Below are 16,434 nucleotides of genomic sequence, written 5' to 3'. Positions count from 1 at the left end.
ACCAACATATATGACCATATTAAAAGCCATTATTGTTGATGATGAGGAATTTGCACGCTCATCATTATTTTTTTTACTGCAACAGAACTGCCCGCAGGTAGAAATTACTGGTATTGCAAGGTCTGTAGCGGAAGCAAAAGATATTTTAGCGCATCACCCCATTGATCTGATTTTTCTGGATATAGCCATGCCTGGAGGTAATGGCTTTGAGCTTATTCCCGATGCACAAAAACACAATGCCGCCGTTATATTTACCACTGCTTATGATCAATATGCACTAAAAGCGATTAAGGCTAACGCACTCGATTATTTGTTAAAGCCTATTGATATTGATGAGCTTAAAATAGCTGTAGATAAGGTTTTTCAACACATTAAGCGCTTTAAAGGTCAAAATGAAAACGACGAAAGGATCAATAATCTGGCTTCCAGTTTAAGCTCACGATCAGAAATCAGAAAACTTACGCTCCCTTATGGCCAGGGTTTTAAAATGATTGATATTGATGATATTATTTACATTGAAGCCGATAGCAATTATTCTATTGTACACTTAAATAACCATGAATAAAATAACAGTTTCGAAAGTTTTACGGGAATTTGAAGAGCTTTTACCTGGGGATCAATTTGTACGGATCCATAAGTCGAGCATTATAAATCTTAACCATTTAAAAGAGTATAATTCAAAAAACGGACTTCAGGTTTTCTTAAAAAATGGTGAAAGTATTAATATTTCGCGAAGAAGAGCAAGCGATTTTTTTGAAAAAATAAAGCTATTTACAAAGACAAACAGTGATCATTAAACCACGCATAAAAGCGCTTTTATTTGCTGAAAAAGCAATTCTGAAGTTAAACTTCGGCCGCTCTTTTATTGCTTTTTTATTCGGGCTCATTATATTTAGCGCTCCAAAAACCCTGCTTGCGCAAACCACCTATCTTCCACATTATACCTCTAAAAATGGTTTAGCCAGCAATAACTGTTATTACATTTTACAAGATAAAAAAGGTTTTATATGGATCGCCACCGATAATGGACTGAGCCGTTTTGATGGGACAAATTTTCAGAATTTCACCATCGAAGACGGACTTCCAGATACACAGATCCTTCAGATGAAAGAAGATAAAGAGGGACGGTTGTGGTTTTTTGCCCTAAACGGTCAGCTGAGCTACTTAAAAGAAGGAAAATTTTATAACCAGGATAACGATGAACTGCTTAAAAAGCTAAACTTTAATACGGTAATTGTTTCCTTTTTAGTAGATAAATCGGGGCGGATTTGGCTCGGCACAAACGCCAACCTGATTGTTTGCTGGGATGGAAAAACCATCAAAAAATACATTTCTCCAAATCCAAATGATAAGTTTATCAATGCCTTTATCCATGAGGATGAGCAAGGTAATATATTTTCTTACAGCGATTTAAGCGTTCAGCAGTTTAACGGGAAAACTTTTTCCATGGTCAATTCAAAAGTGCAGCCCCTTTCTTACATGACTGCTGCGAATAGCCGCCACAGATCTTTATTTTACCTGGACAGTGGGGGATTAAAACAATATAGACATGGAAGCATCAACGATCTCATCCCAATTCCTCAGAACCTGATCAAGAACATGTCGGGATATTTTTATTACGATGTTGCTACCAAAGAGGTTTGGTTATCGAATGCCAATGGAGCCTTCGCGCTCGATAAAAGCGGAAAAACAGTCCAATACCTTCAGGATATTTCGGTTAACCAGGTAATTAAGGATAGTAACCAGAACATGTGGTTTGCCACCAATCAGGGAATTTACATGCTTCCTAATACGAATAACCGATTATCGATTATCGATGCAGAATCTGGTCTGAGCAGCAATGTAATCAAAAGCATTACCAAAGATGGGAAAAACCGCCTCTGGCTGGGTACCGATGATGCTGTAATCGACGTGTTAACCATCAACAATTATCAGGTAGATGAAATAGGGTTAGACGATTTTAAGAAATACAAAACGATTAAACAGATTACTTTCGACCCAAAAGATCAGTCGATATATTTTGCCTCTGATTATGGAATGGGCGTTTTCAGAAACATTTATCGCGGTACCAACGAGGTAAGTTATTTAAAAGAATCTAACAACTCCATGTTTGTAATTAAACACTTCAGCGTGGGCGAAAATAACGACCATTTGGCTTTAGCTCTTTCATCAGGTGTAGTCTTTTTATCAGACAGGAGAAACAAATTTGAATTTAACGCAGCAAAGTATCGTGAAAAAGAAGATTTCTTTAAAGATCGGTCCTACCATGTTTTTTATGATCATGAAGGTAGTTTATGGTTCTCAAACATCAATGGATTATCTCAGTTTTCTAAAGGAAAACTAATTAAACATTACGAAAACCACCAGCTGTTAACCAAACGAATAAACGACATTAAACAGCTGGCTGATGGCACATTGATTTTAGCAACCGATGGCTATGGCTTAATTTTTTACAAAAATAATCAGATTACCAGGCAAATCACTCAAAAAGATGGCTTAACCAATAATATCTGTACTAAAATATTTGTAAAAAACAACGAAATATGGGTATTGACCAATAAGGGAGTTAACAAAATTGCAGATTATCCTAAGCAACCCACGGTGGCTAATTTCGACTATGGCAAAGATCTTTTAAGTGATGACATCAACAGTTTGTTCATTGATGACAGCACCGCTTATTTTGCAACAAACAAAGGCCTGATCTTATTTAAATACAACAATAAAAACATCGTTAAGAATCTTCCTAAGGTATACGTTACCTCTATTATTAAAGATAACGAGCGTTTGCCGGTTGATCAGGGCAATTTTACTTTTGAAACGGGTAACAATACCATTCTGTTTACCTTTAGCGCAGTCGATTTTACCACCAGCGATATTACCTATCGTTACCGTTTAAATGAAAATTCGGCCTGGGTAGAAACCCGCACCAGGCGGTTAGATTTTTCTTCGCTACAATCAGGCGATTATGTATTTGAAGTAAGTGCAAAAAGCCAGAACGGTAATTGGGGCGAATCGGCAAAAATCGCATTTACCATTAAAAAGCATTTTTGGCAAAGCCTGTGGTTTTTATCTATTTTAATATTGCTTGTAGCTTATATCTTTTACAAGGTAGCTGTTTACATTACCCGCAAGCAGAAAGATAAGGAGCAAGCACAATTGTTATTAAGGAACAAAGTACTCATGTTAGAGCAACAGGCTTTGCAGGCGATGATGAATCCACACTTTGTATTTAATGTGATGAACTCCATTCAGCATTATATCAATACACAAAATACGGCTTCAGCAAATAAGGTTTTAACGGGCTTTGCCAGATTGATCAGAAAGAACCTGGAGATCTGTACAAAAAGTTACATTTCTTTGGAAGAGGAACTGGAATATTTAAACCTTTATTTAAAACTGGAGAAAAACCGCTTTGGCGATAAATTAAAATATATTTTTAACATCGATGAAGAAATTGATAAAGAAGAAACCTTTATCCCATCTATGTTGTTGCAACCTTACGTAGAAAATGCAATATGGCATGGTATTATGCCAAAAGAAACCGGTGGTGAAATTCTGATCAACATTAAACTGAAGGATGAATTCTATCTTAACATCGAAATTATTGATGATGGGATTGGAATTGACAACTCTTTAAAGGATAAAAAGGAAACACACATTAGTAAAGGCATGCAGCTTACCAAAGAAAGATTGCACCTTTTAAGTCAGATTGGAGCAAAACCTATACACTTAAACGTAAGGCAAAACACCACAAATGGTACAACAGTATCCATTTCTATACCGTTAAAATAGAAAATTTACCGTTTACTCAATTATTAATACCACTCACTAAATAGAATCTTGATCGAACCATGTTTAGCCTTAAACTTGTGTTAGAAATAAACGATAGTGTTTATCAAAGACGTTCTTATAGAATTGATATAGATATTTAATAACCTAACCTAAAACTATATCTTAATTCAGGTTTCATTTGTGTGTTGAAAGCGGTCTTGTTTTTAAAAGCGAGACCGCTTTTTTTATGCCCAAAAATTCTATTTTTGTATATGCCCAATCACAACATCACCAGGCACATTGAAGCCCTTGTATTTTCTTCCAGCCAAAGCATAGGTACACAAGAAATTATACTTGCCCTAAATGCTGTTTTCAATGAAGAATTTACCGAAGCACAAGTATTCGAAAGCATAGAACAGATAAAGGAAAAATATAGCCATGATGATTTTGCCATCGAATTGGTATTCTTAAACAATGGTTATCAGTTTCTCACTAAAAAAGATTACCATGAAACGGTTAACCAACTTCAGTTACATCGCTCGAAGAAAAAGCTAAGTCAGGCCGCTATGGAAACGCTGGCAATTATTGCCTACCGCCAGCCCATTACTAAATTAGAAATTGAACAGATAAGAGGTGTAAATTCGGATTATTCAGTGCAACGCCTGTTGGAAAAAGAGCTAATCAGTATCGACGGAAAAGCAGAAACTCCCGGCCGGCCTATTCTGTATAGCACCAGCACATTATTTATGGATTATTTTGGCTTAAATAACCTAAACCAACTTCCTCAATTAAAAGATATTGTAAAGGAGGAAAATACTGTAGGAGAAAATGTGGAATAAATAAATTAATTTCTTTGCTTCCAGATTGTTATTAAAAAAAGTTTTTTTGTATTTTTAAACTATAAAAGCAATTTTTATTTTTGTGTTATGAAAGCGCCAAAGAAACTCCCAACTAAGCCGACTACCAAGAAACAGGTAGACGAAGATGATGATCTTGAAGATGACGATATTCTAACAACAAAAAAGAAGCCGCTAGATGATGACGATGATGATTTTGATATCCCATTAGATGATCTTGACAACTTCGATAATTTCGACGATGACGACGAAGACTATTAATATTTGAAAAAATATATATTTGAAAAAGCATCCGCCCGCTTGGTAGGATGCTTTTTAATTTTAAAATCTGCCCATGCAAGTTATATCAGTAAGCAATTCATCATTAAAAAAAGACTTTCTAGACACACCCAAAATTCTATATAAAAACGACAAAAACTGGATCTGTCCGTTGGATAGTGAAGTTGAAAATGTTTTTAATCCCGAAAAAAACACCTTTTTTGCGCATGGAAAATGTACACGCTGGGTTTTAAAAGACGATGCAGGAAAACTGATTGGCCGTGTAGCAGCTTTTATCAATGAGAAAAAAGCGTACCACTATGATCAACCAACAGGTGGTATGGGTTTTTTTGAATGTATTGATGATGAAAAAGCTGCCTTTCTTTTATTCGATACGGCTAAAAACTGGTTAACCGAAAACGGAATGAAAGCGATGGACGGTCCAATTAATTTTGGCGAAAACGATAGCTTCTGGGGTCTATTGGTTGAAGGCTTCACCCCTCCTTCTTTTGGCATGAACTACAACTTTCCATACTATCAGAAATTTTTCGAAAAATATGGTTTTGTTACCGAATATGAGCAATTAACCAATCACATTAACCTTACTATTCCTTTTCCTGAACGCTTTACAAAAATTGCCAACTGGGTAAGAAATAAACCGGGTTATACTTTTGAATATTTCAGCAAAGCCAATTCCAGCAAATATATTACTGATTTAATGGAAATATACAATGATGGCTGGCAGGATTTTGAAAACTTTGTTCCTATAAAAAAAGAAACCCTGGAAGAGAGTTTTAAAAGTATGGAACCTATTATGGATGAACACCTGATCCAGTTTGCATACTTTAATGGCGAACCAGCATCCTTTGTGGTGTTAATCCCTGATGCTAACCAAATGATTAAAGGCTTTGATGGGAAACTTGGTTTAATTGAAAAATTAAAGTTTGCTTACCGCCGTTGGGTAGGCGTTACCCGCATGAGGGCAATTGTGATGGGTACTAAACCTAAATTCCAAAAACACGGCTTAGAATCGGTTCTTTTTATCCGTTTAGGCGAATATGTATTGCCTAAAAACCAGTACAAAGAACTCGAATTAAGTTGGGTAGGCGATTTTAATGAACAAATGATCGCTATCCATAAGGCCACAGGTGCAACGTTTGGCAAAAAGCACCTTACTATGCGGAAGATATTTTAGTTATTTAACGTCATTTCGACTGTAGCTTACTAATTTTTCATCAGTGGCGAAATGGAGAAATCTTTAATAGTGCTTAAAGATTTCTCCATTCCGTTGCACTACAGTCGAAATGACGATTCCACTATAATAATCTACGCATTTTTATATTTTGGTAAGTTAATTAAAAGCACACTTCCCAAAATAATCACCAGTCCGATTACTTGCGTAAGTCCGATTACTTCATTGGTAAAAGTTAAACTTAGCAAAACAGCGACTACCGGATTTACATAAGCATAGGTACTCACTTGCGTAGCCGGACGTACTTTAAGCAGCCACACATAAGCACTAAATGCTGCAATTGAGCCAAACAGAATAAGGTAAATAATCGATAACCAGGCATCAAGCGGTATATTCCCCCAATCGAGCAATTTAAACTCAGATTTGAAAAATCCTCCGGGTAAAAAAGCTATACTAGCCATCAACATCTGCCACCCTGTGTTTACAGAAACCGAGCTACCTGTAGTGGGATGATATTTCGAATAAAGTGATCCTCCAGCCCATGCTATTGGACCAAAAACGAGTAATACCATACCTATAATTTGCAAATTGCTTTGCGGTTTATCCAGCGCCTGCATGATCTGGTCGCCAAATAAGAGCACAACACCTAAAAAGCCAATCACTAAACCCGACACAACATATTTGTTACTCAGATTTTCTTTCCAATGCGATTTATCTAAAATAACGAACCATATTGCTGCCGAGGCCACCATTATAGCCACTAAACCGCTGGGGATAAACTGCTCTACCCAGATTACGATTCCGTTACCTAAGCCTAACATTAAAATGCCGCTTATTGCTGCAATTTTCATTGTTTTTAGGTTAAAAATCTCCTCTCCTTTAACCTTACACCAAGTTAACATCAAAATACCTGCAACAGAAAAACGGAATGCGCCTAAAATAAATGGTGGAAACCCGACCAGGGCCTTTTGAATGAAAAAGTAGGTTGAACCCCAAACGATATATACAATAGCGAAAGCCAGGTAAACCATTACCGGAGATGCTGTTTTATTTGAATTTGCCATATGCTTATTTTTCAGGGATTACTAATTTTTGTTGCTCTTTAACTGTCTCCAATACAATCGTGGTTTTTACCGATAGAATATTAGGAATCTTACTAAATTCATCCCGCAGTAAAGCCATTAGCGAGGCAGAATCTGCTGTACGCACTTTAATCAGGAAACAATCATCTCCTGCAATTACGTGCACTTCCTGCACATCAGGGATCTTTGCCAGTTCATTTGCAGTATCGTTGCAGCTAAAACTTTGAGACGATTTCATCGAGATAAAAGCCAATAATTTTAAATCGAGTGCAATGGGGTTTATTTTGGCGTTATACCCGGTAATTATATTTTTCTTTTCCAGTTTTTTTACCCGCTCCAACACAGCCGAGGGAACCAGATCTAATGCCTTTGCTAAATCTACATTCGAGATCCGGGCATTATCCTGCATAAGTCTGAGTATAGCCAGATCGATATGATCAAGGCTAATATTATTTTCGATTACCATTCTATAAAAATATAAATATTTAGAATAAAATTCAATTTATTTTAAATAAAAATGAACTTTATTCTTTAATATATTTTTATAATGACAATTAGTCGGCTAAACAATAGATAAACCGCATTTTATATTCCAAGCTTATCATACAGATCGATAACCTTTTTACGGAGTTTATTAATTTCTTCTTCCTTTTCGATCAGTTCTTTTTTAAGCGCAATGAGGTCTTCTGACGAGTCTGATGTTGCTGATTGCCCAGTGATCAGCTCTGTTACCGAAACCTTAAACGTTTTGGAAATCTGCAGTAAACGGGAGATGTTGAGATCGGTTTGACCTGTCTCGATTTTACAAAAAGCCGGAGTAGAAATATTAAGTTTTTTAGCCGCATCAGCTTGACTTAAACCTAAGGCCAGCCTGCTTTGCTTAATGTGATCTCCGATGCTTTTCATAGTTTTTTAGATATGAGATACTAGATATGAGACATTAAGAGATTTGAAACATGCGATTTGAGATATGAGATCTGAAAGGTAAGATTTCAGAGAGCGAATCCCTCTCAAATCTCACTTCTAGCATCTCAAATCTCTTTTACTGTCTCACTTCTCTAAAGAAGCCGCCAGTTCAGGCAAATCGAAACCTGCGTAATTACCAGAGCTCATCATCAACAAATTGGCATCTTTGTAATTTAAGCTCAACAAATAAGCTTTCAGCTTTGCCGCATCATTAAAAAACTTCAGTTTTGGATTGGCAAAAGCCTGCTGAACATCGTCTTCTGAAAAAGGTTCCATCCGTTTTTGTTCGAAAGATTTAATGTCGATAAATACAATTGCCTCATCGGCTTTATCCATAGCGCCTGTATATTCTTTCAGGAAATCTTTGTTCAAACTGCTAAAAGTATGCAATTCGATACAAGCAACCAGTTTTCGGTTGGCAAACTGTCCTTTAACCGCATCGATAGTGGCTTTCAGTTTTGACGGGGAATGCGCAAAATCTTTATAAACGTTTGTAGATTCATCAGCTGATATTACTTCTAAACGTTTAGCTGCTCCTGTAAATGAAGAGATGGCTATATCAAATTCTTTTTCACTAATATCTAACTGTTTGCACACCAATTTGGCTGCATTCAAATTCATCAGATTATGATCGCCGAATATTTTTAAAGCCGTTTCTTCTGGAAGCAAATAAGTAATTCCATTTCTAATTTCATGTGCTGGAATAGCATAAGCAATCTTTGAAACATTCGCTTTTGACTGCGTTACGATTTCATTTAAATCAGCATCTGCCTTGCAATAAATTAAAATACCGTTAGATTCAATGGTATCAATAAACTTATCGAACTGCAAAGTATAATCGGCATAGGTTGGAAAAACATTGATGTGATCCCAGGCAATGCCACTAATTACTGCAACATTTGCCTTGTAAAGATGAAATTTAGGTCTCCTATCAATTGGAGAAGACAAATACTCATCTCCTTCTATAATTATTACCGGTGCTTCTTCCGTAACTTTCACCATGGTTTCGAAACCAGCCAGCTGTGCACCAACCAGATAATCGAAATCGCGTTTATAGTAATTCAGCACATGCAAAATCATGCTGGTAATCGTTGTTTTACCATGACTACCACCAATCACTACGCGTAATTTATTTTTACTTTGCTCGTAAATGTATTCAGGATAAGAATAGATTTTAACACCTAATTCTTGAGCTTTCAACAATTCAGGATTATCGATCCGGGCATGCATGCCTAAAATTACAGCATCTAAATCGTTTGAAATGCGATTTTCATCCCAGCCCATTTCAGCAGGCAACAGGCCATATTTATCTAAACGGGATTTTGCAGGTTCAAAAATCACATCATCAGAGCCTGAAATCTGATAACCTTTTTTATGTAAGGCGATAGCCAGGTTGTGCATTGCACTTCCACCAATCGCAATAAAATGTATGCGCATGTAAATTAATTATTGAGTGATTGAATTAGAGAATGATTGAATGGGGAATTAATGAATTAGGAAATGAGACTTGGTATAAATGATTATAAGCCAATAAACTCACTCATTTCAATTATTCTATCATTCACACATTCAAAATTCAATCCTTATTTTTTCTCAAACTGGGTCGCAACCCAATCGCCATTTTGTTTATGATCAACGTATTTGATGCCATATTTAGCACATTCAGCGGTAATCATTCCTAAATCAGGATCTAAATAAAATCCACTGAAGAAAATTTTACCCCCAGCTTTCAATACTTCAGCATAACGGTGAATCTGATCTAAAAGGATATTTCTATTAATATTGGCAAAAATAACATCATATTCTTCGTTAGGAATCACCTCTTTACTCCCGCAAAGTGCCTTTAAATTATCTACCTGGTTAAGGGCAGCATTTTCTATGGTACTTTCGTAACAGATATCATCATAATCGATAGCCATTAAACTTTTAGCGCCTAGTTTTGCAGCCAGAATAGCCAGGATACCTGTGCCGCAGCCCATATCGAGGATGTTTTTGTCCTTTAAATCGGCAGCTAAAATATACTGCATCATCATTGTAGTAGTTTGGTGGTGACCAGTACCAAAAGCCATTTTAGGATCGATTACAATCTCATAAGGATATGATGGCTGTGGTTCATGAAAGGTTGCCCTCACATAACACACATCATCAATAATTAGCGGACTAAAATTCTTTTCCCATTCGGCATTCCAGTTTTCGTCGGCAACATCTTCTAAAGTATACGTTGTTGCAAATTCTTCACTATAATTCGCCAGGAGCTCTTTTAATTCCTGCTCATTAAAATTATCCTTGATTACGAAAGCCGTAAAACCGCCCTCACTATCTTCGAAAGTATCGAAACCTAAATCGGCAAGATCGCTGATAAGCAGATCCTGTTGATAGTCTTCGATACTTTTGAATGTAAATATTGCTTTTATGTATTGCATTAGCTATTTAATGCTTTAATAATATCTGTAAAATCGCGCGATTTTAATGATGCACCACCAATTAGACCGCCATCAATATCGTTTTGAGAAAATAAACTTGCAGCGTTGCCTGGATTACAGCTACCGCCATATAAAATGGTTGTATCATCAGCCACATTAAAACCATAGTTAGCTTGAATTTCACTGCGGATAAAAGCATGAATATCTTGCGCTTGCTCTGGAGAAGCGGTTAAACCTGTACCGATAGCCCAAACTGGCTCGTAAGCAATAACCAATTTCTTAAAGTCTTCTTCAGTTAAACTAAAAATACCTTCTACCAATTGTTTTTTTAACACTTCATAATAACTGCCGTTGTTACGCTCGTCTAAAGTTTCGCCAATACAGAAAATTGGCGTTAAACCATTTGCCAAAGCAACTTTAGTTTTTTCAGCTAACAAAGCATCACTTTCAGCGAAATATTGCCTGCGCTCTGAGTGACCCAAAATAACGTATTCTGCACCAACAGATTTCACCATTTTAGCTGAAGTTTCGCCTGTATATGCACCACTTTCTTTATCACTAATATTTTGAGCGCCAATTTTAACATCGTCACCACCCAATTTTGCCAAGCTGTTTAAATGAATAAACGGTGAGCAAATAATAGCCAGCTGATCGCCTTTGCGCTCATCTTTAACCATATTTACGATTTCGCTGAACAACGAAACACCTTCGTTATAATCTAAGTTCATTTTCCAGTTACCGGCAACAATCTTTTTTCTCATTTTGTATTATTTAATGCTTGGTTGATCTTTTCAGATCAGGTTTTATATTAAAATCGTCTATACGATTCAGTTAATTCAAATACTTTAGTAATAATATCCTTTTCTACTTCATCAAAAGCTATATTTTTCCGTGCAAATACCTTTTCGGTTGTTTCGAACATTTTATTCAATTTATAGGTATCGAAGCCACTGGCACCTCCCCAGCTAAAATCGGGTATATGATTGGGTGGGAAGCCTGCACCAAAAACATTAGCTCCAACACCAACTATACTACCAGTATTAAACATCGTATTGATACCGCTTTTGGAGTGATCGGCCATAATTAAACCACAGAATTGCAGATTGGTATTACGCATTTTTTGACTTTCGTAATCGTAAAGTTTTACTTCGGCGTAATTGTTTTTTAAATTCGAATTATTGGTATCGGCTCCAATATTACACCACTCACCCATTACCGAATTACCCAAATACCCTTCGTGACCTTTAGCCGAATTGCCCCAAATTACCGAATTGTTAATTTCTCCTCCAGCACGGCTATTCGGGCCGATTGTAGTACCCGAATAAATTTTAGCACCCATTTTTATTGATGAATTCTCGCAAAGAGCAAAAGATCCTCTGATCAAACTACCTTCCCAAACTTCAGCATCTTTACCGATGTAGATAGGTCCGTAAGTACTATTTAACACACTACATTCGGCTTGAGCACCTTCTTCGAAAAAAACATCATCACCAAGCAATTGGTTGGTACCACTTATCTTTGCAGAGGTACGTCCTTCGGTTAACAATTTAAAATCTTTTCTGATTTCACCCGGATTATTTCCGAAAATATGTTCTGGATAAACAATCTGGATAAAATCACCTTTATATTCAACCGGTCGTAATGATTTAACTGATTCTAAATCATGCTGATCTGCTATATATGCGATAACGACATCTCTTTTATAAAGTACCTCGCCTGCTTTAAGCCCGGTTAGGGCATTAAGTAAAGCTTCATCCGGACAAACAGATCCGTTTATAAACAAATCGGCATTGGGTTTAGGCGCAAATTTTACAGAGAGGTAATCTTGAGTTTGAAAACCGAAATCGGCTTTTAAATGTTTTGCCCATTTCTCGGCAATGGTTAAAATACCAATGCGTAAATCGGCCACAGGCCTGGTAAACGTAAGTGGACGCAAGGACGCCCAGCAAGAATCATCAAATAGATTGATTGTCATAAGCAGCAAAAATAAAAAAAGTCCCGATGCTTTTGGCAAAGGGACTTCAAAAAATGCTTTTTTGTTGCTAAAATTATTTCTTAGCGTAACGGTTTTTGAATTTATCGATACGTCCTGCTGTATCAACCAATTTCATTTTACCAGTATAAAAAGGGTGTGAAGTGTGAGAAATCTCTAATTTATAAAGAGGATACTCGTTACCATCTTCCCATTTAATTGTTTCTTTAGTATCTACGCAAGATTTTGTTAAGAAAGCATATTCGTTAGACATGTCTTTAAAAACAACTGGTCTGTAGCTTGTTGGGTGCAAATCTTTTTTCATCGTGTTTTTTTTCTTTTAATTGTGATGAAGCTATCTCGCTAATGCTTCGATGGTTTCATTTGAATATTATTTTTAGTTATTTGTGTGAAAGCATCAAGAACATTTTTGCAATTTGCTGGCAACAACGCTTATGATATTTCCTATTAGTCTTTCTACCTCTATTTTAGAGGATGCAAATATCTTAATTTTATTTTTGATTTACAAGCCTAAATTGAAATTTTAAATTATAAGATTTTCAGGCATCTGTTTTACTAAAACTGATTTAAGCGATGTTTATTGTAAAACGATTATTCACTTACCTATAACAGCAACAAACCTAAACTTTTTTGAGTTTAATATTGTTTTTCAGATATTTAAAAAATATATGTAAATTTGATATATGAGAAAAGACAGCGAGTTCGATGGGATTATCCATTCTAGCAGTAGCGGAAAGCTCTACATTAAAAGCCCCGATTTCTTTGCACAGCCAAGGATCAGACAAATGGTGGGTGCTTTAATGGAATCGAGTATTTTCAAAAAAATAGAAAAGGACAAAAGCAAGAAATAGTATATAGATGCCTTTTAACCTGCTCTTATTTCCTCTTGTAGGCGGCTACTATATTCTTATTAGGTTCAGATACCTTAGATACGTACAATATCGTTTAGAAAACCAACGTGTATTGTTAAATTCTGCTTTTGCAGGCATACTGCTTTTAGGTGTATGCTTTTTATTAAGAGCATTATTCATCGCCATTTCTCCTGAAACGGTTGAGCAATTAAGCAAATTACTGCCCATCCACACGCCTTATTTCGGAACAACCAGCATGTCGTTATTTGTTGCCGTAGCTGCGACAGAAACCGCAAACCTCTTTATCAACAGGCTTAAAGCCATTAAAAGAGCAATATCTACATCGGGAAATGAATTTGAACTTTTATTGAGTTCGTCTTTTTTCGACGCTCACCTTTTACAGTTTACCATGGATAGTGGAAAATTCTACATTGGATGGGTAAAAGAATTACCAAAACCGTTTACCACAACCTATATCCGCATTACCCCTGCATTTAGCGGCTACCGCAAGGCTGACGATAAAGAACTGGTTTTTACCACCCAATATTTAACAGTTTATGCCAGTTATATTGAAGATGGCTCTGTAGCGAATACCGATGAATTAAAAACCGACCTCGTACTAAAAGCGGATAAGATTAATTCCATTTCGTTTTTTGATATGGATATGTACAACCGCTTTAATCCGGCGCAAGAATAAACTTTCTAAAATTTAATCCTTTTTCCTACCGTATTTGTTCCAGGTTTCTATTTTGGCCTTCTGACGGGCAATATAGGCATCGGCAATTACTTCGGCCGAGCTCGAACCTTCAACCGTCTCTAGTAGTTCCTTTAATTTATATTGATCTACATCAGCCTTATACAAGATATGGATCAGTTTGGAAAAATCGTTATCAATTAAATAAGCAAAGGCATCAACCATTGCATCACGTAATTGACTTTCGGAAAGATCACCTGGTATATCGAAATCTTTGCTGATGATACTAATTAATGACATGGATTAGGACTTTTAAGATACAGGGAACAGGATTTTCAGGATGATAAGATTTTAAGATCAGAGTTTATTAATATTGGGTTTAGGCAATTTGCATTATCCGAAGAACCACAGGCCAAAATTAAATAAACCTGATAAAAGCGGCAGCTCCCGATTCTTCATCGGGACTATAGCGGTTAGCAGGACTGCAGATGCTATGAAATACGAAACCCTACGTTTTCAAAATTATAATGAAGTTATTAACCGCTTTAAGATCCCCGCATGCGCGAGGATGACGGTATCGAAAACTAAACTCCATCCTCCACTTCATCTCTTATATCCATTTAATTTCCTGACAGATCTCAATTAGCACGCCATTGGTATCTTTTGGATGTACAAAACACACCATTTTATTATCCGCTCCTTTTTTTGGCGACTCGCTAAGCAACACGAATCCTTCTTTGTGCAAACGCTCCATTTCGGCAAGGATATCATCAACCAGAAAAGCGACATGATGAATCCCCTCTCCCTTTTTTTCGATAAATTTAGCAATTGCACTATCTGGAGCAGTAGCCTGAAGAAGCTCTACCTTATTTTCGCCCGTTTTAAAGAACGCTGTATTTACTGATTCGGATGCAACTTGTTCTGTTTTATAGCAATCGGTGTTCAATAGTTTCTGATAAATATCTATGGAACTGTTAAGGTCTTTTACCGCGATGCCGATGTGTTCTATCTTATTCATAGATTATAAGGTTATGTGAATGTAAAAATGCAGCTTTTCTCTATAAGGTCATAGCTATTATTTATAATTGTTAAATAAGTTTTTTCGTATCTTTGTGTTATAATTAACAGAATAGAGATGAAACAGCCGATATATTTAGATAATAATGCTACTACCCCGTTAGATCCAAGGGTGTTGGAAGCAATGCTACCTTACTTTACTGAGAAATTTGGAAATGCCGCAAGTCGTAATCACGCGTTTGGCTGGGTGGCTGAAGAGGGTGTAGATTATGCCCGTGAGCAGGTAGCCAAATTAATCGGCTGTACTGAAAAAGAAATTATTTTTACATCAGGTGCTACTGAAGCCGATAACCTGGCTATTAAAGGTGTATTTGAAATGTATAAAGAAAAAGGTAACCACATCATTACTGCGGTTACTGAACATAAAGCGGTTTTAGATACTTGCAAACACCTGGAGAAAAACGGTGCACGTGTAACTTATTTAGGCGTTAAAGAAGACGGTTTAATTGATTTAGCTGAATTAGAAGCTGCTATGACTCCTGAAACTATTTTGGTTTCGATTATGTATGGCAACAACGAAATTGGTGTAATTCAACCGGTTAAAGAAATTGCAGCAATTGCACACCAACATGGTGCTTTATTTATGACTGATGCTACGCAGGCAGTTGGTAAAATCCCCGTTGACGTAAATGCGGATGGTATTGACTTAATGGCTTTCTCTGCACATAAAATGTATGGTCCGAAAGGTGTTGGTGTACTTTACGTTCGCCGTAAAAACCCAAGGGTTAAAGTTACTGCACAAATGGACGGCGGTGGCCACGAGCGTGGAATGCGTTCTGGTACCTTGAACGTTCCTGGTATTGTAGGTTTAGGTAAAGCTTGCGAACTTTGCCGCTTAGAAATGGAAACTGAATCAGTTCGTTTAGCTGCTTTGCGCGATAAACTGGAAAGTACTTTGAGCAAAATGGAAGAGAGTTATGTGAATGGTAATACACAACACCGTTTACCACACGTAGCCAATATCTCTTTCAAATATGTTGAAGGCGAGGGTTTAATGATGGCGATGAGTGATTTGGCGGTATCTTCAGGATCGGCTTGTACTTCAGCATCTTTAGAACCATCATACGTATTGAAAAGCTTAGGTTTATCTGATGATTTAGCACACTCTTCTATCCGTTACGGTTTAGGAAGGTTTACTACTGAAGCAGAGATTGATCAGGCTATTGAAGTGACTCAAAAAGCGGTTAATCACTTAAGAGAACTTTCTCCACTTTGGGAAATGTTTAAAGAAGGAATTGACTTGAGTAAAATTGAGTGGGCAGAACACTAG

Annotated in this window: 19 protein-coding genes; 9 read left to right on the top strand and 10 right to left on the bottom strand. The window is 36.6% G+C overall.

Going from position 1 to position 16,434, the window contains the following annotated elements; translation table 11 throughout:
• Positions 1-10: 10 nt before the first annotated feature.
• The 6 genes from QF042_RS11655 to QF042_RS11630 all read left to right on the top strand — a co-directional run bounded on the left by QF042_RS11655 (position 11) and on the right by QF042_RS11630 (position 6,081).
• Positions 11-565, top strand: a complete 555-nt coding sequence (locus tag QF042_RS11655; RefSeq protein ID WP_307528467.1) for a LytTR family DNA-binding domain-containing protein — start codon at positions 11-13, stop codon at positions 563-565.
• Positions 558-797 carry a LytTR family DNA-binding domain-containing protein gene (locus tag QF042_RS11650; protein ID WP_307528465.1) on the top strand — a complete coding sequence of 80 codons (240 nt, stop codon included), beginning with the start codon at positions 558-560 and terminating at the stop codon, positions 795-797. The genes QF042_RS11655 and QF042_RS11650 overlap by 8 nt, the downstream gene beginning before the upstream one ends.
• Positions 787-3,792: a two-component regulator propeller domain-containing protein gene (locus QF042_RS11645; RefSeq protein WP_307528463.1), complete on the top strand. Its 3,006-nt coding sequence runs from the start codon at positions 787-789 to the stop codon at positions 3,790-3,792. Before QF042_RS11650 ends, QF042_RS11645 begins: the two co-directional genes overlap by 11 nt.
• Positions 3,793-4,043: 251 nt before the next feature.
• The gene (scpB, locus tag QF042_RS11640; RefSeq protein ID WP_307528461.1) at positions 4,044-4,610 is read left to right on the top strand and encodes an SMC-Scp complex subunit ScpB; all 567 of its coding nucleotides are present in this window, start codon (positions 4,044-4,046) and stop codon (positions 4,608-4,610) included.
• Positions 4,611-4,697: 87 nt separating this feature from the next.
• A complete protein-coding gene (locus QF042_RS11635; protein WP_307528459.1) occupies positions 4,698-4,889 on the top strand; it encodes a hypothetical protein in 192 nt (63 codons plus the stop codon).
• A gap of 73 nt (positions 4,890-4,962) precedes the next feature.
• Positions 4,963-6,081: a GNAT family N-acetyltransferase gene (locus QF042_RS11630; protein ID WP_307528457.1), complete on the top strand. Its 1,119-nt coding sequence runs from the start codon at positions 4,963-4,965 to the stop codon at positions 6,079-6,081.
• Positions 6,082-6,212: 131 nt separating this feature from the next.
• Here the strand turns inward: QF042_RS11630 and QF042_RS11625 are convergent, their stop codons facing one another.
• The 8 genes from QF042_RS11625 to QF042_RS11590 form a co-directional block, all read right to left on the bottom strand.
• Positions 6,213-7,142, bottom strand: coding sequence for an EamA family transporter (locus QF042_RS11625; protein ID WP_307528456.1), 930 nt, complete (start codon positions 7,140-7,142; stop codon positions 6,213-6,215).
• Between the two features lie 4 nt (positions 7,143-7,146).
• A complete protein-coding gene (locus QF042_RS11620; RefSeq protein WP_307528454.1) occupies positions 7,147-7,626 on the bottom strand; it encodes an Lrp/AsnC family transcriptional regulator in 480 nt (159 codons plus the stop codon).
• A 119-nt stretch (positions 7,627-7,745) separates the two neighbouring features.
• Entirely contained in the window at positions 7,746-8,066 is a 321-nt protein-coding gene (locus QF042_RS11615) for a helix-turn-helix domain-containing protein (RefSeq protein WP_307528452.1), read from the bottom strand.
• 144 nt (positions 8,067-8,210) lie between these two features.
• On the bottom strand, positions 8,211-9,563 hold the full coding sequence (murC, locus tag QF042_RS11610) for a UDP-N-acetylmuramate--L-alanine ligase (protein ID WP_307528450.1): 1,353 nt from the start codon (positions 9,561-9,563) through the stop codon (positions 8,211-8,213).
• A gap of 146 nt (positions 9,564-9,709) precedes the next feature.
• Positions 9,710-10,549: a 50S ribosomal protein L11 methyltransferase gene (gene prmA / locus QF042_RS11605; RefSeq protein WP_307528448.1), complete on the bottom strand. Its 840-nt coding sequence runs from the start codon at positions 10,547-10,549 to the stop codon at positions 9,710-9,712.
• Complete coding sequence (tpiA, locus tag QF042_RS11600; protein ID WP_307528447.1) at positions 10,549-11,310, bottom strand: triose-phosphate isomerase; 762 nt, start codon at positions 11,308-11,310, stop codon at positions 10,549-10,551. The genes prmA and tpiA overlap by 1 nt, the downstream gene beginning before the upstream one ends.
• Positions 11,311-11,357: 47 nt before the next feature.
• A complete protein-coding gene (locus QF042_RS11595; protein ID WP_307528445.1) occupies positions 11,358-12,524 on the bottom strand; it encodes a putative sugar nucleotidyl transferase in 1,167 nt (388 codons plus the stop codon).
• A 73-nt stretch (positions 12,525-12,597) separates the two neighbouring features.
• On the bottom strand, positions 12,598-12,846 hold the full coding sequence (locus QF042_RS11590) for a type B 50S ribosomal protein L31 (protein ID WP_025142617.1): 249 nt from the start codon (positions 12,844-12,846) through the stop codon (positions 12,598-12,600).
• Positions 12,847-13,225: 379 nt separating this feature from the next.
• Here QF042_RS11590 and QF042_RS11585 point away from each other — a divergent pair, with 379 nt between their 5' ends.
• Together QF042_RS11585 and QF042_RS11580 are read left to right on the top strand one after the other, a co-directional pair.
• On the top strand, positions 13,226-13,393 hold the full coding sequence (locus QF042_RS11585) for a hypothetical protein (protein ID WP_307528440.1): 168 nt from the start codon (positions 13,226-13,228) through the stop codon (positions 13,391-13,393).
• Between the two features lie 7 nt (positions 13,394-13,400).
• Positions 13,401-14,090, top strand: a complete 690-nt coding sequence (locus QF042_RS11580) for a hypothetical protein (protein ID WP_307528439.1) — start codon at positions 13,401-13,403, stop codon at positions 14,088-14,090.
• Positions 14,091-14,102: 12 nt separating this feature from the next.
• Here QF042_RS11580 and QF042_RS11575 read toward each other — a convergent pair whose 3' ends face one another.
• Both QF042_RS11575 and mce read right to left on the bottom strand, forming a co-directional pair.
• Positions 14,103-14,387, bottom strand: coding sequence for a hypothetical protein (locus QF042_RS11575; protein ID WP_307528436.1), 285 nt, complete (start codon positions 14,385-14,387; stop codon positions 14,103-14,105).
• A 310-nt stretch (positions 14,388-14,697) separates the two neighbouring features.
• Positions 14,698-15,105, bottom strand: a complete 408-nt coding sequence (gene mce / locus QF042_RS11570) for a methylmalonyl-CoA epimerase (protein WP_307528435.1) — start codon at positions 15,103-15,105, stop codon at positions 14,698-14,700.
• A gap of 117 nt (positions 15,106-15,222) precedes the next feature.
• Between mce and QF042_RS11565 the strand changes: the two genes are divergently transcribed.
• Positions 15,223-16,434, top strand: a complete 1,212-nt coding sequence (locus QF042_RS11565) for an IscS subfamily cysteine desulfurase (protein WP_307528432.1) — start codon at positions 15,223-15,225, stop codon at positions 16,432-16,434.

Origin of the sequence: Pedobacter sp. W3I1, assembly GCF_030816015.1 — a bacterium.
GTDB lineage: Bacteria > Bacteroidota > Bacteroidia > Sphingobacteriales > Sphingobacteriaceae > Pedobacter.
This window is presented reverse-complemented; position numbering and strand designations above follow the sequence as displayed.